This is a genomic window from Methylobacterium sp. Leaf456 (assembly GCF_001425465.1).
Classification (GTDB): domain Bacteria; phylum Pseudomonadota; class Alphaproteobacteria; order Rhizobiales; family Beijerinckiaceae; genus Methylobacterium.
Genome location: NZ_LMQV01000043.1, coordinates 116351 through 138936, shown reverse-complemented (window position 1 = coordinate 138936; position 22586 = coordinate 116351). Strand labels below are relative to the sequence as shown.

General features: G+C 71.8%; 28 protein-coding genes. 17 read left to right on the top strand and 11 right to left on the bottom strand.

Annotation, left to right across the window (positions count from 1 at the left end):
- Positions 1 to 218: 218 nt before the first annotated feature.
- Positions 219 to 1454, bottom strand: coding sequence for a TIGR03862 family flavoprotein (locus ASG52_RS22170; RefSeq protein WP_056248819.1), 1236 nt, complete (start codon positions 1452 to 1454; stop codon positions 219 to 221).
- Between the two features lie 312 nt (positions 1455 to 1766).
- On the opposite strand from ASG52_RS22170, the gene ASG52_RS22165 reads away from it, so the two are divergent.
- The 4 genes from ASG52_RS22165 (at position 1767) to ASG52_RS22150 (ending at position 4265) form a co-directional block, all read left to right on the top strand.
- Entirely contained in the window at positions 1767 to 2792 is a 1026-nt protein-coding gene (locus tag ASG52_RS22165) for a TerC family protein (RefSeq protein ID WP_056248810.1), read from the top strand.
- Positions 2793 to 2908: 116 nt separating this feature from the next.
- Positions 2909 to 3202, top strand: a complete 294-nt coding sequence (locus ASG52_RS22160; RefSeq protein ID WP_056247916.1) for a hypothetical protein — start codon at positions 2909 to 2911, stop codon at positions 3200 to 3202.
- 236 nt (positions 3203 to 3438) lie between these two features.
- Complete coding sequence (locus ASG52_RS22155) at positions 3439 to 3645, top strand: hypothetical protein (RefSeq protein ID WP_056247906.1); 207 nt, start codon at positions 3439 to 3441, stop codon at positions 3643 to 3645.
- Between the two features lie 182 nt (positions 3646 to 3827).
- Positions 3828 to 4265 carry a hypothetical protein gene (locus ASG52_RS22150; RefSeq protein WP_056247903.1) on the top strand — a complete coding sequence of 146 codons (438 nt, stop codon included), beginning with the start codon at positions 3828 to 3830 and terminating at the stop codon, positions 4263 to 4265.
- Between the two features lie 119 nt (positions 4266 to 4384).
- Here the strand turns inward: ASG52_RS22150 and ASG52_RS22145 are convergent, their stop codons facing one another.
- The gene (locus ASG52_RS22145; protein ID WP_056247901.1) at positions 4385 to 4771 is read right to left on the bottom strand and encodes a hypothetical protein; all 387 of its coding nucleotides are present in this window, start codon (positions 4769 to 4771) and stop codon (positions 4385 to 4387) included.
- A 349-nt stretch (positions 4772 to 5120) separates the two neighbouring features.
- On the opposite strand from ASG52_RS22145, the gene ASG52_RS22140 reads away from it, so the two are divergent.
- Positions 5121 to 5330, top strand: coding sequence for a cold-shock protein (locus ASG52_RS22140; protein WP_009866236.1), 210 nt, complete (start codon positions 5121 to 5123; stop codon positions 5328 to 5330).
- 171 nt (positions 5331 to 5501) lie between these two features.
- Positions 5502 to 5726 (top strand): hypothetical protein, encoded by a 225-nt coding sequence (locus ASG52_RS22135; protein WP_056247898.1) that lies wholly within the window; start codon positions 5502 to 5504, stop codon positions 5724 to 5726.
- A gap of 204 nt (positions 5727 to 5930) precedes the next feature.
- On the opposite strand, the gene ASG52_RS22130 is transcribed toward ASG52_RS22135, so the two are convergent.
- A complete protein-coding gene (locus ASG52_RS22130; protein ID WP_056247896.1) occupies positions 5931 to 6773 on the bottom strand; it encodes an inositol monophosphatase family protein in 843 nt (280 codons plus the stop codon).
- Positions 6774 to 7080: 307 nt separating this feature from the next.
- Here ASG52_RS22130 and ASG52_RS22125 point away from each other — a divergent pair, with 307 nt between their 5' ends.
- Entirely contained in the window at positions 7081 to 7581 is a 501-nt protein-coding gene (locus ASG52_RS22125; RefSeq protein WP_056247894.1) for a DUF6101 family protein, read from the top strand.
- 21 nt (positions 7582 to 7602) lie between these two features.
- Here ASG52_RS22125 and ASG52_RS22120 read toward each other — a convergent pair whose 3' ends face one another.
- The 5 genes from ASG52_RS22120 to ASG52_RS22100 all read right to left on the bottom strand — a co-directional run bounded on the left by ASG52_RS22120 (position 7603) and on the right by ASG52_RS22100 (position 10091).
- Positions 7603 to 7902, bottom strand: a complete 300-nt coding sequence (locus ASG52_RS22120) for a type II toxin-antitoxin system RelE/ParE family toxin (protein ID WP_056247893.1) — start codon at positions 7900 to 7902, stop codon at positions 7603 to 7605.
- Positions 7899 to 8180 (bottom strand): type II toxin-antitoxin system ParD family antitoxin, encoded by a 282-nt coding sequence (locus ASG52_RS22115; RefSeq protein WP_056247890.1) that lies wholly within the window; start codon positions 8178 to 8180, stop codon positions 7899 to 7901. The genes ASG52_RS22120 and ASG52_RS22115 overlap by 4 nt, the downstream gene beginning before the upstream one ends.
- Before the next feature lie 121 nt (positions 8181 to 8301).
- Positions 8302 to 8490, bottom strand: coding sequence for a ribosome modulation factor (gene rmf, locus ASG52_RS22110; RefSeq protein WP_056247888.1), 189 nt, complete (start codon positions 8488 to 8490; stop codon positions 8302 to 8304).
- 39 nt (positions 8491 to 8529) lie between these two features.
- A complete protein-coding gene (gene ubiA, locus ASG52_RS22105; protein ID WP_056247885.1) occupies positions 8530 to 9471 on the bottom strand; it encodes a 4-hydroxybenzoate octaprenyltransferase in 942 nt (313 codons plus the stop codon).
- Positions 9472 to 9494: 23 nt separating this feature from the next.
- Entirely contained in the window at positions 9495 to 10091 is a 597-nt protein-coding gene (locus ASG52_RS22100) for a hypothetical protein (protein ID WP_056247882.1), read from the bottom strand.
- Positions 10092 to 10372: 281 nt separating this feature from the next.
- On the opposite strand from ASG52_RS22100, the gene ASG52_RS22095 reads away from it, so the two are divergent.
- The 6 genes from ASG52_RS22095 to ASG52_RS22070 all read left to right on the top strand — a co-directional run bounded on the left by ASG52_RS22095 (position 10373) and on the right by ASG52_RS22070 (position 15345).
- Positions 10373 to 11122 carry a 16S rRNA (uracil(1498)-N(3))-methyltransferase gene (locus ASG52_RS22095; protein ID WP_056247881.1) on the top strand — a complete coding sequence of 250 codons (750 nt, stop codon included), beginning with the start codon at positions 10373 to 10375 and terminating at the stop codon, positions 11120 to 11122.
- Positions 11123 to 11487: 365 nt separating this feature from the next.
- Positions 11488 to 12858 carry a glutamate--cysteine ligase gene (locus ASG52_RS22090; protein ID WP_056247879.1) on the top strand — a complete coding sequence of 457 codons (1371 nt, stop codon included), beginning with the start codon at positions 11488 to 11490 and terminating at the stop codon, positions 12856 to 12858.
- A 147-nt stretch (positions 12859 to 13005) separates the two neighbouring features.
- Positions 13006 to 13440 (top strand): hypothetical protein, encoded by a 435-nt coding sequence (locus ASG52_RS22085; protein WP_056247878.1) that lies wholly within the window; start codon positions 13006 to 13008, stop codon positions 13438 to 13440.
- 80 nt (positions 13441 to 13520) lie between these two features.
- The gene (locus ASG52_RS22080; RefSeq protein WP_056247876.1) at positions 13521 to 13769 is read left to right on the top strand and encodes a sulfurtransferase TusA family protein; all 249 of its coding nucleotides are present in this window, start codon (positions 13521 to 13523) and stop codon (positions 13767 to 13769) included.
- A 9-nt stretch (positions 13770 to 13778) separates the two neighbouring features.
- Positions 13779 to 14360, top strand: a complete 582-nt coding sequence (locus ASG52_RS22075) for an NUDIX domain-containing protein (protein ID WP_056247873.1) — start codon at positions 13779 to 13781, stop codon at positions 14358 to 14360.
- Between the two features lie 586 nt (positions 14361 to 14946).
- Positions 14947 to 15345 (top strand): DUF3775 domain-containing protein, encoded by a 399-nt coding sequence (locus ASG52_RS22070; protein ID WP_056247870.1) that lies wholly within the window; start codon positions 14947 to 14949, stop codon positions 15343 to 15345.
- 46 nt (positions 15346 to 15391) lie between these two features.
- Here the strand turns inward: ASG52_RS22070 and ASG52_RS22065 are convergent, their stop codons facing one another.
- The 3 genes from ASG52_RS22065 to ASG52_RS22060 form a co-directional block, all read right to left on the bottom strand.
- Complete coding sequence (locus ASG52_RS22065; RefSeq protein ID WP_156384081.1) at positions 15392 to 15814, bottom strand: phospholipase A2 family protein; 423 nt, start codon at positions 15812 to 15814, stop codon at positions 15392 to 15394.
- A 157-nt stretch (positions 15815 to 15971) separates the two neighbouring features.
- Positions 15972 to 16112 carry a hypothetical protein gene (locus ASG52_RS27510; protein WP_156384080.1) on the bottom strand — a complete coding sequence of 47 codons (141 nt, stop codon included), beginning with the start codon at positions 16110 to 16112 and terminating at the stop codon, positions 15972 to 15974.
- Entirely contained in the window at positions 16109 to 16291 is a 183-nt protein-coding gene (locus tag ASG52_RS22060; RefSeq protein ID WP_156384079.1) for a hypothetical protein, read from the bottom strand. The genes ASG52_RS27510 and ASG52_RS22060 overlap by 4 nt, the downstream gene beginning before the upstream one ends.
- Before the next feature lie 190 nt (positions 16292 to 16481).
- On the opposite strand from ASG52_RS22060, the gene ASG52_RS22055 reads away from it, so the two are divergent.
- The 4 genes from ASG52_RS22055 (at position 16482) to ASG52_RS22040 (ending at position 22458) form a co-directional block, all read left to right on the top strand.
- On the top strand, positions 16482 to 17405 hold the full coding sequence (locus ASG52_RS22055) for a DUF6502 family protein (RefSeq protein WP_056247868.1): 924 nt from the start codon (positions 16482 to 16484) through the stop codon (positions 17403 to 17405).
- The gene (locus tag ASG52_RS27715) at positions 17402 to 18751 is read left to right on the top strand and encodes a DUF5666 domain-containing protein (RefSeq protein ID WP_056247865.1); all 1350 of its coding nucleotides are present in this window, start codon (positions 17402 to 17404) and stop codon (positions 18749 to 18751) included. Before ASG52_RS22055 ends, ASG52_RS27715 begins: the two co-directional genes overlap by 4 nt.
- A 236-nt stretch (positions 18752 to 18987) precedes the next feature.
- A complete protein-coding gene (locus ASG52_RS22045) occupies positions 18988 to 19383 on the top strand; it encodes a DUF3307 domain-containing protein (protein WP_056248805.1) in 396 nt (131 codons plus the stop codon).
- A 123-nt stretch (positions 19384 to 19506) separates the two neighbouring features.
- Positions 19507 to 22458, top strand: coding sequence for a response regulator (locus tag ASG52_RS22040; protein ID WP_056247863.1), 2952 nt, complete (start codon positions 19507 to 19509; stop codon positions 22456 to 22458).
- Positions 22459 to 22586: the final 128 nt, after the last annotated feature.

The following is a 22586-nucleotide window of genomic DNA, read 5'->3' as shown; positions in this document are numbered from 1 at the left end:
CGCGGGGAGAGGCCTTCATGGACCTTGTCGTCCATGAAGGAAGCGGAGGCGAAGCCGCAGCGGCGGTGAGGGGGACTCGACGGAAGAGGCTCATCCGGAAACAGCCCCTCATCTTCGGCTACCGCCTCGCCCTGCCGACGACAAGGTCGGCAGAGCCCTCTCCCCGTGTGCGGGGCGAGGGGATGCGCGGTCGCCGCCGCGATCCATCGGAACGACCGTCAGGCCGCCTCCCCCAACCACGCGATCATCCCTAGCGCCGCCGCCCGCCCGCTCGCGAAGGCCGCTTGCAGCAAATACCCACCCGTCGGGGCCTCCCAGTCCAGCATCTCGCCCGCCGCGAACAGGCCGGGTCGGGTACGCAGCATGAAGCGCGCGTCGAGTTCGCCGAGGGTGAGCCCGCCCGCGGTCGAGATCGCCCGCGCGATCGGGGCCGGCGCACCCAGCCGCAGCGGAACCGCCTTGATCGCCGCGGTGAGGTCCGTCGCATCCACCGGCAGCGCGTTGGAATGGGCCTCGCGCAGCAGCGCGGCGGCGACGCCGTCGAGCCCCGCCGCTTTGCGCAGGCGGGTCGAAAGGCTCTCGCCGGGGCGCGTCCGGCCGAGTTTCCTCGCGAGCGCCGCTGCATCGAGATCGGGCCGCAGGTCGAGGATCAGGGTGGCGCTCCCCTCGCGCTCCACCGCCTCGCGGATCGGGCGGCCCAGCGCGTAGATCACGCCGCCCTCGATTCCCCCCGCCGTCACCACCGCCTCGCCGCGGGCGCGCGCATCGCCGATCCGGGCCGCGATCCGCTTGAGCGGGGCGCCGGCGAAGCGCTCGGCGACATGCGCCGACCACGCGACGGTAAAGCCGACATTGGCGGGTTTGAGCGGCGCCACCGCGAGGCCGGCGCCTTCGAGAAGCGGCACCCAGGCCCCGTCGGAGCCGAGCCGGGGCCAGCTCGCCCCCCCGAGCGCCAGCAGCGCGGCCCGTGGGCGGACACTGTGAGGGGCTTTCGGCGTCTCGAAGGTGAGCGTGCCGTCGGCCCCGAGCCCGGTCAGGCGATGGCGGGTGCGGATCGCGACGCCGCGCTCACTGAGCCGCGCGAGCCACGCCCGCAGCAGCGGCGAGGCCTTGAAGCTCTGGGGAAACACCCGCCCGCTCGATCCGACGAAGGTCGGCTGACCGAGCCCCTCGCACCAATCCCGCAAATCCTGGGGCGGATAGGCCTCGATCGCCGCCGTGAGGGCGGGCTGCGCCGGATGGTAGCGGGCCAGAAAATCCGGCAGCGGCTCCGTATGGGTCAGGTTGAGCCCGCCGCGGCCGGCGATCAGGAGCTTGCGCCCGACCGAGGGCATCCGCTCGTAGACGGTGACGGCCTGCCCCGCCCCGGCCAGGGTCTCGGCGGCCATCAGCCCCGCCGGCCCACCGCCGACGATCGCGATTTTTCGGGCGTGGCCGCTGTGATCGGGGTCCATGAGATCGGGGTCCATGACGGGGGGAGGCCCCGCCGGGCCGGTTCTGTCAAGCGATCACGAAAGACGTGATCGCCTCATGGCGCGGGCAGCCCCTTGAATCGCCGCAACCCGCCCTCCACCTGCGCCGTATCGGCTGCGGGCCCCTCTGGCGGGATGCGCGGGCGTACCTCATCGCGACGCTTCCCCCTTGCCCCCTTGGGAAGCCCTCCCGCCGCCCCGGCGGGACTTTTTTCGCCCGAGGACGCACCGACGCGTCACGTGATGTCGGAGTCGATGCTCTCCTTCTGGCAGAAGCATCAAGGTCCCAGCTCTATGGAATTCCTCACTGACGAGTGGCTCGGTAAGCCTGTCTGGATGTGGGCGGGCTTCCACGCCCTCGTGGCGGGCCTGCTCGCCTTCGATCTCGGCCTGCTCCACCGCGACAAGAACCACGAGATCGGCGTGAAGGAGAGCCTGCTCCTCACCGCCTTCTACTTCACCCTCGCCCTGCTCTTCGGCGGCTGGGTGTGGTGGATGCTCGGGCCGCAAGCGGGCCAGGAATACGTCACCGGCCTCGTGATCGAGAAGTCGCTGTCGATGGACAACGTCTTCGTCATCGCGGTGATCCTCACATCGCTGGGCGTGCCGCGGGCGGCCCAGCACCGCGTCCTGGTCTGGGGCATCCTCGCCGCCGTGCTGCTGCGCGGGCTGATGATCGGGCTCGGCTCCGCGCTGGTGCAGCAGGCGCACTGGGTGCTCTCGATCTTCGCCGTGTTCCTCCTTTTCATCGGCCTCAAGATGCTGTTCTCGAAGGAGGATGAGGAGAAGGACGTGCGCGACGGCGCCGCGTTCCGCCTGCTCCAGCGCTTCGTGCCCATCACCGACGCGCTGCACGGCCAGCACTTCGTCGTGCGCAAGCCCGACCCGAAGACCGGCAAGACCGTGCTCTGGCTGACCCCGCTCGCGGTGGCGCTCGTGCTCGTCAACGTCGCCGACGTGATCTTCGCCGTCGACAGCGTGCCGGCGATCTTCGCCATCACCACCGACCCGTTCATCGTCTACACGTCGAACATCTTCGCGATCCTGGGGCTGCGCGCGCTCTACTTCGCGCTCGCCGCGATGGTGGACCGCTTCGCCTACCTCAAGACCGCGCTTGCGCTCATCCTGTTGTTCATCGGCGCCAAGATCATCGTGGCCGACACGTTCGACCTCGTGCATCTGCCGCCGTGGGTGTCGCTCGCCGTCACCGTGGTCCTGCTCGCGGGCGGCATCGGCTACAGCCTGTGGCGCACCCGCGGGGAAACCAGCCGGGAGGCGAGGACTGGGGGCGTGCACGGAAAGGCCGCGCCCAGCACCTGACCCGATCCGGCACGGTCATGGCGAACCGGGCGACGCGGTTCGTTCACGATCCTGCGCGATGATGGAAAAGACCGGGGAACCGGTCGCGTCCCCCTCGCGTTCGACGGCCCACGATCATGCGGCGTTTCCTGACGAGCGGCATCAAGGCGATCCTGGCCATCGCCGTGCTCTCCACCGCGGCCCATTGGGCCCTTCGCCTCCAGCGGGAGCCCCCGGCCCCCGCGCTCCCCGTCGCGGCGGCCCTGCCCGATCCGGTGAGCACCGGCTCGATCACCCCGCGCAAGGTCGCCCCCTTCGCCGGCGCCGCGGTGCAGACCGCGAGCGCCGACGGCTTCGATCAGGACCACCTCGCCAAGCTGATGGCCGGGGCCTCCGCGGCCAAGGCGCAGAAGGCGGCGGCCCGGCGCTGATCGATTTCTTCTCGTTTTCTTCCCATCCATCCCCCTCATCCTGAGGTGCCGCGAAGCGGTCTCGAAGGAGGGCTCCAGGGATCGCTGAGCGAACTGGAGCCCTCCCTCGAGGCTGCGCTTCGCTGCGCACCTCGGGATGAGGGGTTGGGGTTGGGATGAACGGGCGAAGGCGGAACCGCCTCGGCGAGCGGGTGTTGGACCCACACGCCCCGAAACCGCGAGCAGGAAGAGGCTCCATGGCCAATCCCGGCATCCCGACCCCCGATCCCACCCCCGGCGACCTGCCGCCGCCGCCCCAGCCGGACGACCAGCCCGATATCGGCCCGACCGGCCCGCGCTCGCCCTATCCGGTGGACGAGCCCGGCATCGACGAGCCGCGGGGGCCGGGCTCCGAGCCCGACTACCTCCCCGGCGGCCCGACCGATCCCGGCATCCGCATGTAGGACGATGCAACCGCCCCTGCCTTCCGACGGCAGGGGCGGTCTTTTGTTACTTTTGGGAGACAGGCCCCCTCTCGCGAAACGGTTTTCCCCGCCTTCCGCCTCGACACGCTTGCGTTGCCGATTTGTCCGTCGGACAACCCGCTCATCCGCCCGCAGAGGCGGCGTTTCGGGGGCATTCTTCCATGGTTCGTCAGTGTCTGGCCGTCGCGCTCGTCGCGGCGGGGGTCTCGGCGTGCGGCAGCATCACGCGCGGCACGTCGGAGATGATCACGTTCACCTCGGCGCCCGCGGGCGCGGCGATGACGACCTCGACCAACCGCTCCTGCCCGACCACGCCCTGCTCGCTCGACATCCCGCGCTCGGAAGAGTTCGACGCCACCTTCACCCTGCCGGGCTACCGGCCGCAGACGGTGCCGGTGCGGACCAAGCTCGTCGGCTCGGGGGCTGCGGGCTTTGCCGGCAACGTACTGGCCGGCGGCGTGATCGGCATGGGCGTGGACGCCTATAACGGCGCCGCCTTCGACCACGTGCCGAACCCGGTCATCGTCACGATGGTGCCGGACACCCTGCCGAGCGCCGAACGCGCGCGCGGGCCCCGCCGCGGCCGTCCGGGCGTCTGATTTTCTCCGATTTTCGGTGCGAGCCTTTTCCACAGGCTCGCCCCACCCATCCCCCTCATCCTGAGGTGCCCGCCTCGGCGGGCCTCGAAGGAGGGGGTTTGGAATGGAAAGCCCCGCCCTCAATGCCCCCCGTGGGACGTCCGCACGTCCCGCGGCGCCGCCAGGATCTCGCTGAGGCTGGTGGCGACATGGCGGGCCTCCTCGTCGGTGAGGCGCAGCTGGAACGGCGGCAGGGCGCCGGCCTGGAGGGCGACCACCGCCTGACCCTGCTCGTCGGTGCCGACCTCGATCGCCGAGGAGGTCACGTCGAGCATGGCGATGTCCTCGTCGTTCTCGTCGGGCAGATCGACCTCGTCGCCGTCGTCGATCGCGGTGAGGAGCTGGCCGACGGCGCGCACGAGCGCGCGGGCGGCACGGGCGTCCATCACCACAGCCGTCGACTGCTCGTCCTTCTGGAAGGAGAGCTGGATGTTCGCGCCTTCGAGGGAAACCGAGATGCCCGCCATGAACCGCCCGACTGCGATGGGGAATGCCTCTGGGGATGCCCCGGCGTAACCGCCTGGCCCCTCTCCCTTATATGCACCTGCACCGGGCTTTGTCACAGGGTGGGCGCGTGCGGGGGAGGCGCCCGCCCGAGGCGGGGCGGGGCCGAAGCCTGCGGCGTCCCTGCCGGGCCGAGGCGCCTTGTTAAGGCCGCATCGAGAGCCTAAATAGGGACATGACGGGAGCGGCGGCAGCCATGCCGCATGCTTTCCACGGCTCGCAGCCCGTCAATCCGTACATCGACGGATGAAACGACGCGCTCGCGGCGCGCATGCCTTTGCGCGTGAGCGAGACAGAACGAAGGAAGTGTTCGTGGATACTGGTACTGTCAAGTGGTTCAACGAGACCAAGGGCTACGGCTTCATTCAGCCGGATAACGGCGGCAAGGACGTGTTCGTCCACATCTCCGCCGTCGAGCGCGCCGGCCTGCGCAATCTCGTCGAGGGCCAGAAGGTTTCCTACGAAGTCCTGACGGACAAGCGCAGCGGCAAGGACGCCGCCGGAAACCTCCAGGCGGTCTGATCCGCCCCGGGAACGGCCTTTTCGTTCCCCACGACGATGCGGCCCCCGCCCGCATGGCGGATCGGGGTGCCGCGATACACCGACGACACGCACATCAACGACAATCAGAAACGACACCGGCCGGCTCAGGAGAGCCGCGGACATCCGGTGAGAGAAAGAACAGACAAGAAAATGCAGTTCGAATTCCGACGCCACTCGGGCACCCGCTCGCCCGTCACCGATGCGGCGACCTTCCGGGTGGACCATCTGATCGAGACCGCCGTCCACGCCTCGGCCGATCTCAGCCACCTGATCGATTCCTCCTACGAGTATCATTCGCCGCGCGAGCTGCGCTGGCACCTCGCCGAGCGCCTCGGCCTCTCGCCTCGCGCCGTGCGGCTGAGCGAGGCGGCGTAACCGGCACTCGGCCGATCGCCTCGGGCTGGCCTGCGCGCATCCTCGCGCGGCGGAGCCGACGCGGTCCCAGGGGCTTCGGTTCCGACATGGGCGGTGGGCTTCGTCCCACCCTTCGCGTTTCCGAAGAGCCGCCTCGGACCATCGGGTCCGGGGCGGCTCTTTCGATTCGTGGTCCGCTCCGGCGTCCTGCGTCGGGCCGATGCTCTATTCGCTCCCCCGCGCGAGCGCCGCGAGCGCGGGCTCGCACAAGGCCCGCGGGACGGCGATGAGTTCGCCGTGGCGCGGCTCCGGCCGGTTGTAGACCGCCGGGCGGCCGTCGAGGTCGCACACCAGCCCGCCCGCCTCCCGCAGGATCAGGTCGGCGGCGGCGAGATCCCAATCCCGCGAATCCTTCGACACGAGGCCGAGGTCGATCACGCCCTCGGCCACCCTGGCGAGCCGGAGCGCCAGCGAAGGCACCCGCTCGACCCGCGTCACCGCGGGCTCGCCCCCGAGCCGGGCGGCGCCACCGAGCAGGCGGTCCTGCATCGGCTTGGGGCCGGTGATGCGCGCGCCCTCCAGGGCGGCCTGCGCCGAGGCGCGGATCGGCGCGCCGTCCAGCGTCGCGCCCTCGCCCGCGATCGCCTCGTAGAAGCGCCCGGTCGCGGGGGCGAACACCACGCCGAGCACCGGCTCGCCCGCCACCAAGAGCGCCACCGCGATCGACCAGTCGGGATGGCCCGACAGGAAGGCGCGGGTGCCGTCGATCGGATCGACGATCCAGACCCGCTCCGCGCCGAGGCGCACGGGATCGTCGATCGTCTCCTCGGACAGCCACGCCGCCGCCGGCTCGACCTCCGACAGGCGTACCTTGAGGAAGGTGTCGACGGCGACATCGGCTTCCGTCACCGGCGAGCCGCCGGACTTCGACCAGACCCGCGCGCGCGTCTGCCCGCCGGGCTCGAAGAACGGCAGGGCAAGGCCGGCCGCCTCGCGCACGGCCGTGCGCAGCAGCGGCGCCAGCGCCGCGACGGACGGCGCCCCGGACGAGGATGTCGTGTCGGTCATGGGCTCGCTTGCAATGATGTGCTCCGCGGAAAGCCGGCGGAGCGCACTCTCGTTCTAAGGGGGAAGCCCACTCCCTCACAAGGATGCGCCGCCGCAGCCCTGCCGTGCCCCGGTCGGGCGCCGCCCCGCGATACACATGTCTTTCACCCATCGCGAAAAGGGTCCGTTGAGCATTCCGGAGACTTCGGGGTCGTCCACCATCGCTTAACGCTCACTCTTAAGGCGCCTGGGGGGTGTGGTGGGGCCATATGCTTGTCATGACAGCGGGTCCGCCAGAGACCGCGACCAGGGACAAGGCATCGAACCGATGATGACTTTCGAGATCACCGCTCTGGACTGCCCGGCCGCGAACGAAGACGGTGCGATCCGTGAGCCCGTCACCGTCGCGCGGACGCCGCTGCCGATCCTCGGTGCGGCGATGGGCGCGGCCCCCGTCGGCGCGGCGCTCGCCTTCGACGACGACGCGGCGGAGATCACCGGCGAGGACCGCTTCGCGCTGCTTCTCGTCGATGCCGAGGGCGAGGTGCTGATGCGGCTCGCCGGCTTCACCGAGGAGGACGTGGTGGCGCAGTGGCGCGACCTCTCGGCGAAGGGCGGCCTGACCCGGATGCTCCTGCGCGAGGACGGCAGCCTCGTCCCGGTCTCGCAGCAGATCGGCCGCCTCGCGCTCGGCCGCAGCCGCCAGCGCCGCCGCAACGGCTCGCTGAGCGGTCGCCGCCCCCGCTTCCTCACCCGCCGCAAGGTGACCCGGTTGCCGGCGCGCCCCTGCATCCATCGCGGTGAGAGCGAGCTGTTTTCGCGGGGGTGAGCGGCGGTTTATCGCTGGCTATCAGAAATCATCTTCCCAGTTTCGCCCGCCATAGAACAGGCGCAGGATCGTCACGCGCTCCTCTCCCACCACGAAGGCGACCGTGATGCGCCGGGCGTAACCGACGACACGCAGGCCCGGACGCAAGTCGTCCCGAAGTGTGCCGCGTTCCGCGGCGTGTGCGAGGTTGTCGCAGAAGCTTCTGATACGCTCTTCGTAGCGGGACGCGATGCTCAGATCGCTCGCCTCGGCGATCGTGTCGTAGATCCATTCGAGATCGGCCGCTGCCGCTGGCGCGTAACCGACGGTCCGCCGTTTCACGTGTCCCTCTTGAGCCGCGCTGCGTGACGCGCGCGCATGCGCTCGGCCATATCCTGCGCGGAGATTTCGTCCTCCGGCCGGGCCTTCATCGCGTCGTAGGTCGCGACCACCTCCTCACGCAGCCACCGCTCAATGGCCGCATCCTGCTCTTGAAGCGCGCGCAGTCCCGCTCGTACCACCTCACTCGCGCTCGCGAACGAACCTGCACTCACCTGCGCGTCGATGAAGGCCGCCTGCTCGGCCGGAAGGCTGAAGGTTCGCTTCTCGATCACCGCCACGGAAGGCTCCTCAACTGATGGGCTGCCGGTATGAACCTTTCATACCACATCATCGACCGCTCGGGGATCGTCTGCACGACGCCGGCTGAACCGGAAAGTCGTCCTGCGGGGAGGTTCGATCCTACCCGTTCCCAATCGGCAGATCGGGCGCCCGGTCCATCGTCGCGCCGTCGTAGCCTTCGAGCCAGGCCGTGCGCTCGGGCGTGTTCTGCCCGTAGGGACAGGCGTCGCGGGGACGGCCCTGCGCCCGCGCACGGGCGCCTTCGGAAACCGCCTCGTCGGCGGAGGCGTGCGGATCGGAGTCGCTCATGGGCTGGATATGGCGCGCAGCGAGCCCGAGGCGATGCCCTCAACTAACCGCCCGCCACAGCGCATCCGCGGCGAGCCCCGCAAACAAAATCAACCCGGCGTCGCGGTTCGAGCGAAACAGGGTGAGGGCGAGCCGCCCATCGCGGGGGGAGAGGCGGATCACCTGCTGGCCGAGATGGGCGGAAAACAGAGCGAGGCCGAGCCAACCAAGCCAATGCGCCCCGGCGCCATAGAGCGCCGGCACCATCAGGGCGGCGGCGAGGCCGTAGCAGAGCCCGACCAGGGGTTTGAGCCGGGCGCCGAACAGGCGGGCCGAGGACTTGATGCCGGCGATCTCGTCGTCCTCGATGTCCTGCACCGCGTAGATCGTGTCGTAGCCGACGATCCAGGCCACCGTGCCGGCGTAGAGCCACAGGGCCGGGGCCTCGACGCGCCCGAACACCGCGACCCAGCCCATCAGCGCGCCCCAGGCGAAGGCGAGGCCGAGCACGCCCTGGGGCAGCGGCATGATCCGCTTCATGAACGGGTAGATCGCCACGGGGGCGAGCGAGAGCATCCCGACGAGGATCGCCGTGCCGTTGAACTGCAGCAGAACGCACAGGCCCACCAGCGCCTGCGCCACGAGGAAGGCGGCGGCCGCCCGCGTGCTCACCTGCCCCGACGGCAGCGGGCGCGAGCGGGTGCGCTCGACCTGGGCGTCGAGGTCGCGGTCGGCGATGTCGTTGTAGGTCGAGCCGGCGCCGCGCATCGCCACCGCGCCGATCAGGAACAGCCCGAGGTGGAGCGGATCGGGCGCTTGGGCCCCGGCGATGCCGGCGAGCGCCGCCGACCACCAGCACGGCAGCAGCAGGAGCCACCAGCCGACCGGCCGCTCGATCCGGGCGAGGCGCAGATAGGGCCGGGCGCGGGTCGGCGCGAGCCGATCGACCCAGTGGTCGGCGACCGCGTCGGCGACGCGACCGGCGTCGGGATGGGGAGGCAAGTAAGGCGCTTACAGCGCGCCGATCACAGCGCCCCTTGGGGCATCTTGAAGCTGCCGGTCAGGCCGGGGCCGCCGAGCAGGCCGCCGCCACCGCCGCCGTTCTGGGCCTGGGCGCGGGCCTGAGCCTCCATCTTGGTGGCCTGGGCCGCCATGTTGCAGACCTTGGAGCGGATGTCGCCGACGCGCTTGTGGTCGGCCTGGAAGCCCTCGGCGAAGGAATCCGGGATCGAGCACCATTCCTTGTTGGCGGCGATCCACTTGATGCCCGCGGTGCCGTTGGACTGGAGCTGGCCGAACAAGGCGCAGGCCTGCTGCGGCGTCATCTTCTGCTTGGAGTTCGAGGCGGCGTTGGCCTTGCCGACGAGGTTCTTGCGCTCGATCAGGGTCTTCTGGATCGCGCTGCAATCGGTGCCGCCCTGGGGCGCCGCGGGCGCGGGCGCCGTGGTGGTCGGTATCGGCATGCTCATCGGCGGGGCGACGGGCGCCGGCTCGGCGTTGGCCTCCATGGAGGGGGCCGGCATCTGGCCGAAGGCGCCCTGCGCCAGCGCCGGGCCGGACAGGAGCGCGAGAGTCACCAGCGAACCGGCGATCTTGGTGAAGGCGGCAGACGACGCAGTCATGAGGGCTCGGTCCTTTCCCTGTCGGCCGCGGCGGGTGTCGTCCCCGCTTTCGCAGCCCCCACCCGATGCCGGCTCCCGGCGCGGTGTGCGCGCCCCGAATCCGCCGATCAGGCCTTGCGATGTTTCGTAAGTTTGTTCCTGCACGGGAATGTGGCGCCAATGGTGCCGCGGGCCTCCAGGCGGTCGAGGTCGTGGGCAAATCGCGGAAAATCAGGTCGTGTGGCCGATCGGCCACAGGGCCTCCGATTGACAGCGCCGGGCCCTCACGCGAGGAGGCCGGCATGGCCCTCTACGACTTCACCGCGCCGCGCCTGTTCGTCGAGGCGGATCTGGCGGAGGGGCGCGTCCTGCCCCTGGAGCGGGCGCAGGCCAACTACCTGCTCACTGTGCTGCGCAAGGCCGAGGGCGAGCCGGTGCTGCTGTTCAACGGCCGCGACGGCGAGTGGCGCGCCGATATTTGTCCGAACGGCCGCAAGAGCGCCGACCTGAAGGTGGTGGAGCGGACGCGGCCCCAGCCGGCCCCGCCGGACCTGCATTACCTGTTCGCGCCGCTGAAGACCGGCCGGCTCGACTACATGGCGCAGAAGGCGGTGGAGATGGGGGCCGGCACGCTGCGCCCCGTCTTCACCCGCTTCACCCAAGGCGAGCGGATCAAGCTCGATCGGCTCCGCGCCAACGCGATCGAAGCCGCCGAGCAATGCGGCATCCTGGCGATCCCCACGGTCGCCGAGCCGGAGCGCCTGCCCGCCGCGCTCGCCGCCCTGGAGCCGGAGCGCCTGCTGGTGTTCTGCGACGAGGACGCCCCCGTCGCCGATCCGGTCGCGGCGCTCCGCGGCGCCACCGACGGCAAGACTCCGCCGCTCGCCGTGCTGGTCGGTCCCGAGGGGGGCTTTCACGCGGAGGAGCGCGCCTTGATCGCCGCGCGGCCCAACACGGTGGCGCTCTCGCTCGGCCCGCGCATCCTGCGGGCGGACACGGCGGCGGTGGCCGTCATGGCGCTGGTGCAGGCGGTGCTGGGGGATGGGCGGTAGGCGATCGTCGTACCCAGCCGGCGACACCCAGCCTTCCCTAATCGGTCCTCCGCCGTCATTCCGAGGCGCCGCAGGCGAACCCGGAATCCACCCGTGATGCGCGAAGCCCGGCTGAAGCCGAAATGTCGCGGCCAGTCGTGGATTCCGGGTTCCGCTCCGCGGCCCCGGAATGACGGCAGGGATCGATATTCCGTCTTCGGCTCGCGGTAATCCCGTCATACCCGCACCGTGACGCGCCCCCGCGTTGTCGGCTCTTGCGGCCTGCTCTAAGGACACGACATCTCCGGCGTGGCCGATCGCAGGCCCGGTCCCTGGACCGGGCCTTTTTTCGCGCCTGCCCCACCACCGGCTCGACGAGGCAGCGCATGGCGCGCGACACGTCCGACACGACCCCGCTGACCTCGCGCGACGAACTGATCGCGTGGTTCTCCGACGGCGAGAAGCCGGCGACGCGCTTCGCGCTCGGCACGGAACACGAAAAGATTCCGTTCTACACGGCCGACCGCACGCCCGTGCCCTACGAGGGCGAGCGCGGCATCCGGGCGCTGCTGGAGAACCTCGGCCGCGAGACCGGCTGGGAGCCGATCCTCGACGGGGCCAACATCATCGGGCTGTCCAACAACGAGGGCGGCGGCGCGATCTCGATCGAGCCCGGCGGGCAGTTCGAGCTGTCCGGCGCGCCGCTGCCCGACGTGCATGCCACGGTCGCGGAACTCGACGAGCATCTGGCGGCCACCGCGCGCGCGGCCGAGCCGCTCGGCATCGGCTTCCTCGATCTCGGCATGAGCCCGAAATGGACGCGCGAGGGCACGCCGTTCATGCCCAAAAGCCGCTACCGCATCATGCGCGGCTACATGCCGAAGGTCGGTACACTCGGCCTCGACATGATGCTGCGCACCGCGACCGTGCAGGTGAACGTCGACTTCTCGTCCGAATCCGACATGGTGCGGAAACTCCGCGTCGGCCTCGCGCTCCAGCCTGTGGCGACCGCCTTGTTCGCCAACTCGCCCTTCACCGACGGGCGGCCGAACGGCTTCCTCTCGCGCCGCTCCGAGATCTGGCGCGACACCGATGCCGATCGCACCGGCATGTTCCCGCAGGCCTTCGAGGACGGGTTCGGCTACGAGCAGTATGTCGATTGGCTGCTCGACGTGCCGATGTACTTCGTCAAGCGCGGCGAGACCTACCACGACGTCTCCGGCGCCTCGTTCCGCGACCTGATGGAGGGGCGCCTCGCGCAACTCCCCGGTGAACGGGCGACCGTGTCGGACTGGGCAAACCACGCCTCGACCGTCTTCCCCGAGGTGCGCCTGAAGCGCTTCCTCGAAATGCGCGGCGCCGATGTCGGCGGGCCGGCGATGATCGCGGCGCAGACCGCGCTCTGGGCCGGGCTGCTCTACGACGAGGGCGCGCTCGCCGCCGCCTGGGACCTCGTGCGCGGCTGGACCGCGTCCGAGCGCGAAGCTTTACGCGCCGCGGTGCCGCGGCTGGGGTTGGCGGCCTGCATCGGCGGTCGCAGCCTCGGCGCGGTGGCGGCGGAGGCGCTCGCCATCGCCCGCGCCGGCCTCCAGACGCGGGCGCGCCGCGACGGGTCGGGCCGGGACGAGGCGATCTATCTCCAGCCGCTGGAGGCCATCGTCGCCGCCGGGCGCAGCCGGGCCGAGGACTTGCTGGCCGCCTACGAGGGCGAATGGGCCAAAAGCGTCGACCCGGCGTTTGTCGCCTGCACGTTTTGAGGCGCCTGCCGATCCCGGCGGGTTCGCCCCGACACGTCGGAATGTGCGGCCGGGCACATTTCGCTCCCGGCCAAGTTTGGCCCGCGGAACGCAAATCCTAACAAAAAGTTCCTGAGGGTGCTCGTGACACCTTCAGGAGAACCACCCATGTCGTCGCGCATCACGTCCCTGATGCTGGCCGGCCTCGCCACCACCGGTCTGGCCGTCGTCGGAACCGCCCCCGCCCAGGCCGCGCCGCTCCCGGCGCTGACGGGCGACCTCGTCGGCGGCACCAAGACCACTGTCGATCACGTCGGCTGGCGCCGCGGCTATTACGGCGGCGGCTACGGCTATCGCCGCGGCGGCGGTGTCGGCGGCGCGTTGTTCGCCGGCGCGGCGCTCGGCCTGATCGGCGGCGCCATCGCGGCGAGCGCGGCCCCGCGCTACCGCTATTACGGCGGCGGATACGGCTACCCGGCCTATGGCTACGGCGGCTACGGCTATGCCCGCCCGGTCTACTATGCCCGCCCGGCCTATTACGGCGGCTATGGCGGCTACGGTTACCCGGCCTATGGCGGGTACGGCGGTTACTACGGCTGGTAGGAAGCGCCTTCCGCGAAGCGCTTCCAAGGGTCCCGTCGGCGCAAGCCGGCGGGGCCTTCGTCGTGTTATGGGCCGCGCCGATGCCCGACGCCCCCCCTTCCGAAGACACGATCGACCTCGACCTGAGCGGGCTCAAATGCCCCCTGCCGGCGCTCCGCACCCGCAAGGCCCTGCGGCGTCTGGCGCCGGGCGGGCGGCTTCGGGTCATCTGCACCGATCCGCTGGCGGGCATCGACATCCCCAACGCCGTGCGCGAGGAAGGCGCCGCGCTGGAAGCGCAGGAGCGCGACGGCGCCGCCTTCCGCTTCCTGATCCGCCGCCCGGCCTGAGGAGACAGCATGCCTGCCGAAAGCTCGCCCCCGAAGATCCGCGGCACCCGCACGGTCCACGACGGCTGGGCGAGCTTCCTCATCGCCGACGTTACCCTGCCCGACGGGCACGAGGCCGTCCGCGAGATCGAGGATCACGGCGAGGCTGTGTGCGTGCTGCCCTACGATGCCACGCGCCGGGTCGCCCTGGTGATCCGCCAGTTCCGGGCGGCGCCCTTCTTCGCCGCCGCCCTGCCGGAGATGCTGGAGGCCCCCGCCGGCATCCTCGACGAGGCCGACCCGCAGGCGGGCGCCCGGCGCGAGGCCTTCGAGGAGGCCGGCGTGCGGCTCGGCGCCCTGGAGCCGGTCGCCACGGTCTGGACCATGCCCGGCGTCTCGACCGAGCGGATGCATCTGTTCCTCGGCCCCTACGCCCCGGCCGACCGCGAGGGCGCGGGCGGCGGCTTGGCCGAGGAGCACGAGGGCATCACCGTCGTCGAGATGCCGCTCGCAGACCTCGCCGCCCTGGCGGAGGCCGGCGAACTCACCGACCTGAAGACCTACACCCTGGTTCAGGCCCTGCGCCTGCGGCGACCGGACCTGTTCGCCTGATTTTTCGCACGAATACGCGGCCTGGCGAGTGAACGACGACGCCCTCGATTCAAACACCGCCGTCATTCCGGGGCGCCGCAGGCGAACCCGGAATCCACCCGTGATGCGCGGCTGGTACGAGATGCGGCGGCCCGTCGTGGATTCCGGGCTCCGCTTCGCGGCCCCGGACTGACGACGGAGGGGAGCGGCGCGGGCGGTGAAACCGCCTCCCCTGCCCGGACTTTGTGCCGACCCGAGCCTTGCCGGAAGGGCGGCGCCGGCTATCATCACGTAAGCGGAACAGGGCAGAGGCCACCTCCGGCCTCGCGCCGGGCCGGCGATACGTCAGAACAGCGCCCGCCGCCTGGGAGACGTTCATGTTGTTCTTCATCGGGATCGCCTGTCCCTGGCTCATCGTCTCCGGCCTGATGCTGATGTGGCATCGCCGCGCCGAGGAGCTCAACGCGAAGCGCGACTGATCCTTCCCCCTTCCAGCCTTTCGTCACCCCCGCTCGAACCGGACGCCGAGTTCCGGGTTCACTGCGGGCGCGAGCGCGCGCCCGTCGGGCGCGGCGTTTCGGACAAGAGCGCTGGTTTGGAGTCGGACATGGACATCGCCCTCGACAAGGTCACCGAGATCATCCTGCGGCTGCGGGCGGTCGAGGCGAAGGAGGGGGCGACCGATCCGGATTCGGGCTCGAACCCGATCGACGACGGGGCGGCGGACGTGCTCGTCGGCGGCACCGACGACGCCACCGAGCAGGAGATCGCCTCGGCCATCGCCGGCCTCAACGAGGACGAGCGCAGCAACCTGATGGCGCTGCTCTATATCGGCCGCGGCGATCTGGAGGCCGCGGAATGGGGCGAGGCGGTGCGCATGGCCAAAGAGCGCGAGGCCGCGGGCGACAGCCCCGTACGCGAACTGCTCGGCACGCCGGACGCCGCGGCTCTGTTGGAGGAAGGCCTCGACAGCCTCGGCATCGCGATGGACCCGCCGGAGGCGTAACGCGAAAGAGGGGGGTCGGATGCCGAGCATCCGGCCCCCTTTTCCGTCAGGGCTCGCAGGCCAGCACCTTGGCGCCGACGGCGACGAACTCGGCCGTCGTGCGCAGATCCTCGCGCAGCCGCGGCGTGTGCGCCACCAGCGAGGCCTCGCGCTCCAACTGATCGTTGCAGGCGCAGGACGGCAAGCCCCGGCCCGCCGGCGGCGAGCAGGCATCGTGGTGCATGCAGGCCCGGTCGAGGGCGTCCACCGGCGGCAGGCCGGCGCCGCGGCTGCCGGGGCCGCAGTAATTGCCGTGGAACACCAGCGCGCCCTTCGGCAGGTTCGATCCGAGCTTCGGCGTCGCGGGCATCTCGATCTCGGGCGCGTCCGGCGCCTCGATGTCCTGCGCGGACGCCGCGAGCGGGGCGCAGACGAGGACGGCCGCGAGCGACAGCCGCCGGATCGCCGGATGCAGTGAGGGAATAGGCAAGGTCGTACTCTCCGTTCGAAACGCTCCCCTCGCAGCCCTCCGGCCGGCGCGACCGTTGCCGTCGCCGCGGGGCTGACTGAGCGGTCTCAACGGTTGTTTGCGGCTCTGGTTCATTTCGGCAGGTGCACCGCACCATTCCGGTCTCGCGATCGGCGGCTCAAAATGCCGCCAGCAGCAGCAGGCTGACCACCGCGACGGCGAGGATCAGGCACAGCGCGAGGTCGATCACCGTCTCGCCGCCGCAGGGGTCGCGCTCGTCGAACCGGGGCATCGGGTGGGCGGCGGGTGCGGGCCTCATCGGGCGGCGCCCGTCGCGAGGGCGAGGCGCACGGGCTCCGGCTGCGGGCTCGGCTCCGACAGGCGCTCCGCCGCGAGCGCCCCCAGCGCCGGCAGGCCGAGGGCCGTCGCCAGCACCAACCCGCGGCAGAGCGGTCGCAACGAACCGTCGAGTACCGGACGCCGCGCAGGTGCCAACATCAGGGGCGCCTCACCGACCGCGAGAAGGGGCCTCAACACGCGCATCGCCCCGCTCCATCGTTTCGTGGGAAAATTGACCACAAAAATATGCGTGTGCAAAAATCCCACGTCAACCGGAAACCTCTTTGCAACGGTGCTGAAGCGCACGTCGTGGGATTGTGTCCCACAGCCCCGCCGCTAAGGTCGGACGATGTCAGAGACGTCCGACCCCGCTCCGAGCCCGGACGGCGCCGCCCTGCACGGGCCGGTGGCCCGCCTGCTGCGCCCGCTGGTACGGCTGCTGGTCAAGCGCGGCATCACCTTCCCGGCGCTGACGAATCTACTGCGCGAACTCTACGTGAACGTCGCCGAGTACGACTTTGCGCTCCCCGGCAAGGAGCAGACCGACAGCCGCGTCAGCCTGCTAACCGGCATCCACCGCAAGGAGGTGCGGCGCCTGCGCGGCGCGGGTGCACCGGTGAGCCGGGTGTCGGCCACCGTCTCACGCACGAGCCGGATCGTCGCCCGCTGGCTCGCCGCGCCCGATTTCACCGACGGCGGCGGGCACCCGCTGCCGCTGCCGCGCACGGCCGAGGCCGGCGCGCCCTCGTTCGAGACCCTGGTCGCGGGCGTCACCAAGGACGTGCGCCCCCGCGCCGTGCTCGACGAATGGCTCGACCGCGGCGTGGCCGTGCTCGATGCGGAGGGCCGGGTGCAGCTCTTGGAGTCGGCCTACCTGCCGCGCGGCGGGAGCGAGCCGCAGCTCCATTATTTCGGCCGCAACCTGCACGACCATCTCGCGGCGGCGGTCGAGAACATTTCTGGCCCCGCCCCCCGCTTCTTCGAGCGCGCCGTCCATTACGACGGGCTGTCCCAAAACCTCGCCGGGCGGCTGGAGGAGCGGGCGCGGGTCATCGCCATGGACGCGCTTAAGCAGGCCAACGCCGAGGCGCACGCGGCCTGCGCCGACGATCCGGGGGGACGCCACCGCTGGAATTTTGGCATCTACATCTTTCGCGAGGAGGTGGAGGCGCCCGAGCCCGCGGCAGCGCCTGAGACAGAGCCCGCGGCAGCGCCTGAGACAGAGCTCGCGGCAGCGCTCGAGACCGACGCCGAGAAGGCCGGCGCGCCGTGAGCCGGCCCGATCACCCGACCCGCCGCGGGCTGCTGGCGCTACTCGCGGGCACCGCGCTCGCGTGGCCGCATCCCGTCCGGCCCCAGGCGGGGGCCGAGCCGCCGCAGGATCGCGGGATCAGTGGCACCGGGGCGCGGCCCGAGCCCGAAGAGCTTCCGGGTGGCGACCGCGGCATCGGCGGCACGGGGGTGATCGGCACGATCCGCCGGTTCGGCTCGGTCTGGGTCAACGGGTTGCGCATCGCCTACCCGGCGGACGTGCGCATCACCATCGACGGGCGCCCGGCCCGCGCGGCGGACCTGCGCATCGGCCACGTCGTGCGCGTCGTCGCCCGCGGTGCCGAGGGTCACTTGAGCACGCGGGCCATCGCGGTGACGCGCGAGGTGGTCGGCCCGGTCGAGGCGCTCGCCCCCGGCCGCCTGACGGTGCTCGGCCAAACGGTCGCGACCGAGGGCCTCGCCTCCGGAAAGGATTTTCCGGTCGGCGAGCGGGTGGCGGTGAGCGGGTTGCGCCGGGGCGACGGCACCATCGTGGCGAGCCTGATCGAGCCCCGCCCCGACGGGCCGGACCGCGTCGCCGGGCCGGTGCGGCGCGGCCCCGACGGGACCGCCCGCATCGGCGCCCTCGCCCTCGACGGCCTCAAGCCCGGGTTTTTGGGGCGGCGCGTGTCGGTCGAAGGGCGGCCCGACGGGGCGGGCCTTTCGGTCACCACGGCGCGCGACGTCAGCCGTCCCTTTCCGGCGGGGCTCAGTCGCGCCTCGGTCGAGGGCTACGTCGTGCCGGGCGGCGGCGCCCTGCGCCTCGGCTCCGGCCTCGCGGTGGCGGGCCGGGCGGGCCCCAGTCCGTTGCCGGGCGCCGGCCCGGCGGTGATCGAGGCGGGCATCGGCCGCGACGGGCGGATGACCGTCGAATCCGTGCGCGGCGACAGCACCGCCCCGCGCGGCGGGCCGATGGACGGCGGACGCCCCGGCGGTCCGGCCGGAAGCGGACCCTCGGGCGCCCGTCCGGGCGGAGGCGAGGGGCCTTCCATGCGGCCCGGCGGGCGCGACCCGGCCGGCGGCATCGGACCGGGCCGTGGCGGCGTCGGCCCTAGCAACTTCCCGATCGACACGCGGCCCGCGCCCGGCCAAGGGGGCGGGTTCGGCGGCGGGTTCGGCGGCGGCGGTTACGGTGGCCCCGCGCCGGGCGGCTTCGGCGGCCCGCCGGGCGTCGGCGGACCTCGCCCCGGCGGCGGGGGGGTCGGCGGAGCCTTCGGAGGCGGTGGCCCCGGCGGCTTCGGCGGCGGGCCGGGCAGCTTCGGCGGGGGCGGCGGGCCCGGTGGGTTCGGCGGCGGTGGGCCTCGCTGACGGGGCCGCGAAGAGCGCCTGTCCCCTCCCCCTTGTGGGGAGGAGAACGCCGCATCCTGCTCCGGTGGGGACGTAACGACCGCCGGTACGCTCAGGAAAACTTCCGGGATCGCTCACCTATGATCGCGTTCGGGTCGCCCCGGCCGCTCCCCGGCTCCGAATCCACCCGAACGCCTTGCCGAACCGAACGCGAGCCGTTCCAATCACCGGCCTTCGCGCCCCCGAGACCGATCGTCGTGCCGTCCGCTTCCCTTTCGGTCCCGCTCGTCCCGTTCGTGCTGCTCGCTGCAGGACTGGCGCTCAAGCATGTCGTGGCCGACTTCCTGTTCCAGACCGGCGCCATCGCCCGCGGGAAGGAGCGGCGCCACGGCTGGCTGGCGCCGCTCGCCCTGCACGCACTCGGCCATGCCGGGCTGACGCTCGCCCTCGCGCTCGCCCTGGCGCCGCGCCTGTGGTGGCTGGCGCCCGTGGATTTCACCATCCACTTCTGCGCCGATCGCGGCAAGTCGATGCTCGGCCATCGCTTGGGGCTCAGTACCGACGACGTGCGGTTCTGGTGGCTGATCGGCTTCGACCAGTTCCTGCACCAGCTCACCAATCTCGGCCTCGCCGCCGCCCTGGCGACGCTCTGACGCGAAGGGCGAAGCGTTAACGGCTGCGCCCGTAGAACGGGTGCGGGCGGCTAGACCATCGTCCCGAAAGCCGGCGGCCGTCTTCCGGGCCGATACTCCAGGGCGAGACGACGTGGCGGCGTGATGACCCGGGGTGTGCGCTCTCGACCGCTGGTCGTCTCCTTCGCGCTGTTCGCGCTGGCCCTGATGGTGCCGCCCGCCACCGTCGCGGTGATCGCGACCCACTGGTACGTGGCGAGCGAACAGGAGCGCCTGAGCCACACCCTCGCGCTGATCGGCGAGGAGGTCCGCGACCGGATCGACCACGATCTCACCCGGATGGAGGCGGTGGCCCGCACGCTGGCGGCCTCGCCCTCGATCGATGCGGGTGATCTCCCCGCCTTCCGCGCCCAGGCTCTGGCGAGCTTCGACCCCGCCGAGGCGACGGTGACGCTGGCCGAACTCGACGGGCGCCAGATCGTCAACACCCGCGCCCCCGACGATTCCACCCTGCCGACCATGCCGCGGCCGGACCTGATCGCCCGGCTGGTCGAGACCCGCCGCCCGGTGATCTCGGGCCTGATGACCAGCAAGCTGACCGGGCGCCCGATCGTCAGCGTGAACGCGCCGGTGATCCGCGACGGCGTCGTCGTCAAGCTGGTCGCCCTGGTGACGCTGGCGGATCATTTCGAGACGCTGATCCGCAACCCCCACGTCGGCGACCCCTATTGGGCGGCGGTGATCGACGGCGACGGCGACATCGTCGCCAGCATCGGGCAGGCCGAGGCGGTGGGCGAGGCGGCCTCGGTTCCGCAGGCAAAGGTCGCCAACGGCGTGTTGCGGATCGAGGAAAGCTCGCGCCGCTCCGACTGGCGCTTCGCCGCGGGCGTCGGGCGCGACGCGCTGGAGGCGCCGCTGCGGCGCTCGCTGCTCCTGCTCCTGACGTTCTCCCTCGCGCTGATCGGGCTGGGCGGCTGGTTCGCCCTGCGCATGGCCCGCCGCATCGCCCGCGCCGCCGCGCGGCTCGCCGCCAAGGCCGAGGCGATCGGCCGGGGCGAGACCGTGGCGGCGCAGGACAGCGTGATCCGCGAGGTGCGCGTGGTCGAGCACGCGCTGGCCTCGGCCTCGCGCACGCTGCACGAGCAGCGCGCCGCCCTCGACGCCGCCCAGGGCGCGCTCGCGGCGTGGGCGGAGGCGAGCCAGAGCCGCTACCGGATGCTGGCCGACAACGTCGGGGACATCATCGTGCTGTTCGGCGCCGGCGCCTGGACCTTCGGCGATGTCTCGCCCTCGTTCGAGCGGATGCTCGGCTACGACGCGGGCGCCCGCGCCAGCCTGACGCTGACCGGCTTCGTCCATCCGGAGGACCGGCGCATCGTCGAGGACATGCGCGCCGCACTCGGGACCGGGCAATCCCCGGCCACCGGGCTGTTTCGCGCCCGCCACCGCGACGGCGCGTGGCTGTGGCTCGAATGCGTGGGCAGCCGCATCCAAGGGGTCGGCCAAGGGGCGGGCCCCGGCGAGCCGCAGGTCATCGCGGTGATGCGCGACGTGACCGCGCGCAAGCAGCAGGCCGACGAGCTGCGCATCGCCTGCGACATGGCCGAACTCGCCAAGGCCAAGGCCGAGAACGCCAGCCGGGCGAAATCGGAATTCCTGGCGATGATGAGCCACGAGATTCGCACGCCGCTGGCCACTATCCGCGGCTACACCGAGCTGCTCGGGGGCAGCGGCCCCCTGAGCGCCGAGCAGGCGCGCTCCCTCGCGCTGGTCAGCGAGGCCACCGGCACGATGCTGACGGCGGTGGACGACATCCTCGACGTCGCCCGGATCGAGGCCGGCGACTTCCACCTGCGAGAGGAGGATTTTTCGCTCGCCGAGGCGGTGGAGAGCGTCACCGCCTTCGTCCGCCCCGCCGCCGCCGAGAAGGGCGTGACGCTGGGCCTCAGCATCGAGCCCGGCCTGCCGCGGGCGGTGCACGGCGATCCGCGGCGGCTGCGCCAGATCCTGCTCAACCTGCTCAACGTCAACCTGCGCGAGCGCCGCGGCGGCCTCGTCACCCTCTCGCTCTACACGCTGCGCGGCGCCGAGAATCGGATCAGCTTCGCGCTCACCGGCAGCGGCGGCCATGCCCGGCCGGCCGAGCGCGACGGGCTGGGGCTCGCCATCGCCGGACGCCTGATCGCCCGGATGGGCGGGCGGCTGGAGACGGTGTCGTTCGCGGGCGAGGCGTCGAGCTACCGCTTCAGCCTGCACCTGCCCGCCACCGAGACGGCCTTCGCCGCGCCCGAGCCCGTGGCCGCCCCCGCGGCGCCCGAGCCCGAAGCCGTCGAGCCCATGGTTGCCGACGGCCCGCTCGTGGGCGCAAAAATCCTGCTGGTCGAGGACCATACGATCAACCAGGAGCTGACCCGCCGCATCCTGGAGCGGCAGGGCTGCCGGGTCGATGTCGCCGACGACGGCGCGGCGGCCCTGGAGGCGGTGCAGGCGCGCGTCTACGACCTCGTCCTGATGGACGTGCAGATGCCCGGCATGGACGGGCTGACCGCGACCCGGCGCATCCGCGCCCTGCCCCATCCCTGCCGCCACGTGCCGATCCTGGCGCTCACCGCCAACGTCCTGCCCGAGCAGGTTTACGCGATCCGCGAGGCCGGGATGAACGGCCACGTCGCCAAGCCGATCGACCGGGCGCAGTTCTGCGCCACCATCGCCGAGCATCTGCCCGCGGTGATGATGGCGGAGGCGAGCACGCCCGCGCCCGCGCCGATGCCGGTGATCGACCGGACGGCCTACGACCGGCTCGCGGGCTCGCTCGGGACCGAGAGCGCCCGCGGGGCGCTGCGGGGCTTCGTCGCGCTCCTCGACGCCACCTTCGCCGACGCCGCCACCCTGCGGGCCGAGGCCGCCACCATCGCGGCCGGCGCCCGGCGCTTCGGCCTGACCGACCTCGCCGCCGCCCTCGACGGACTCGCGGACGACGGCGACGCGGCGGCCCTGCGCCGCTGCCACGTCGCCCGCGACCTCGTCGGCCGGGCGATGGACGAAGTGGTGGGCGTGGCGCCCGTGGAGGTCTCGGCGCTGATCGCGCATCTGTAGGGGGCAAGACGGGAGCGACTACGGTGCGCCTTGGCGTGCCGGCTCGCCGCTGCTATCTCCGCCGCTGCCCTTCCCGACAGCCCTGCCGTGCGCCGCGCGAGCCCCGCTGAGCCGCGCCGTGCCGGAGA

Excerpts from the sequence above, each read along its gene's own strand:
- ASG52_RS22145 (WP_056247901.1), bottom strand. The coding sequence starts at position 4,771 with ATGGCGGGCATCTCGGTTTCCCTCGAAGGCGCGAACATCCAGCTCTCC.
- ASG52_RS22075 (WP_056247873.1), top strand. The coding sequence starts at position 13,779 with ATGCCTGCCGAAAGCTCGCCCCCGAAGATCCGCGGCACCCGCACGGTC.
- rmf (WP_056247888.1), bottom strand. The coding sequence starts at position 8,490 with ATGAGCGACTCCGATCCGCACGCCTCCGCCGACGAGGCGGTTTCCGAA.
- ASG52_RS22040 (WP_056247863.1), top strand. The coding sequence starts at position 19,507 with ATGACCCGGGGTGTGCGCTCTCGACCGCTGGTCGTCTCCTTCGCGCTG.
- ASG52_RS22055 (WP_056247868.1), top strand. The coding sequence starts at position 16,482 with ATGTCAGAGACGTCCGACCCCGCTCCGAGCCCGGACGGCGCCGCCCTG.
- ASG52_RS22080 (WP_056247876.1), top strand. The coding sequence starts at position 13,521 with ATGCCCGACGCCCCCCCTTCCGAAGACACGATCGACCTCGACCTGAGC.
- ASG52_RS22155 (WP_056247906.1), top strand. The coding sequence starts at position 3,439 with ATGGCCAATCCCGGCATCCCGACCCCCGATCCCACCCCCGGCGACCTG.
- ASG52_RS22135 (WP_056247898.1), top strand. The coding sequence starts at position 5,502 with ATGCAGTTCGAATTCCGACGCCACTCGGGCACCCGCTCGCCCGTCACC.
- ASG52_RS22070 (WP_056247870.1), top strand. The coding sequence starts at position 14,947 with ATGGACATCGCCCTCGACAAGGTCACCGAGATCATCCTGCGGCTGCGG.
- ASG52_RS27510 (WP_156384080.1), bottom strand. The coding sequence starts at position 16,112 with ATGAGGCCCGCACCCGCCGCCCACCCGATGCCCCGGTTCGACGAGCGC.
- ASG52_RS22085 (WP_056247878.1), top strand. The coding sequence starts at position 13,006 with ATGTCGTCGCGCATCACGTCCCTGATGCTGGCCGGCCTCGCCACCACC.
- ASG52_RS22095 (WP_056247881.1), top strand. The coding sequence starts at position 10,373 with ATGGCCCTCTACGACTTCACCGCGCCGCGCCTGTTCGTCGAGGCGGAT.
- ASG52_RS22170 (WP_056248819.1), bottom strand. The coding sequence starts at position 1,454 with ATGGACCCCGATCACAGCGGCCACGCCCGAAAAATCGCGATCGTCGGC.
- ASG52_RS22165 (WP_056248810.1), top strand. The coding sequence starts at position 1,767 with ATGGAATTCCTCACTGACGAGTGGCTCGGTAAGCCTGTCTGGATGTGG.
- ASG52_RS22100 (WP_056247882.1), bottom strand. The coding sequence starts at position 10,091 with ATGACTGCGTCGTCTGCCGCCTTCACCAAGATCGCCGGTTCGCTGGTG.
- ASG52_RS22160 (WP_056247916.1), top strand. The coding sequence starts at position 2,909 with ATGCGGCGTTTCCTGACGAGCGGCATCAAGGCGATCCTGGCCATCGCC.
- ASG52_RS22150 (WP_056247903.1), top strand. The coding sequence starts at position 3,828 with ATGGTTCGTCAGTGTCTGGCCGTCGCGCTCGTCGCGGCGGGGGTCTCG.
- ASG52_RS22090 (WP_056247879.1), top strand. The coding sequence starts at position 11,488 with ATGGCGCGCGACACGTCCGACACGACCCCGCTGACCTCGCGCGACGAA.
- ASG52_RS22060 (WP_156384079.1), bottom strand. The coding sequence starts at position 16,291 with ATGTTGGCACCTGCGCGGCGTCCGGTACTCGACGGTTCGTTGCGACCG.
- ASG52_RS22130 (WP_056247896.1), bottom strand. The coding sequence starts at position 6,773 with ATGACCGACACGACATCCTCGTCCGGGGCGCCGTCCGTCGCGGCGCTG.
- ASG52_RS22125 (WP_056247894.1), top strand. The coding sequence starts at position 7,081 with ATGATGACTTTCGAGATCACCGCTCTGGACTGCCCGGCCGCGAACGAA.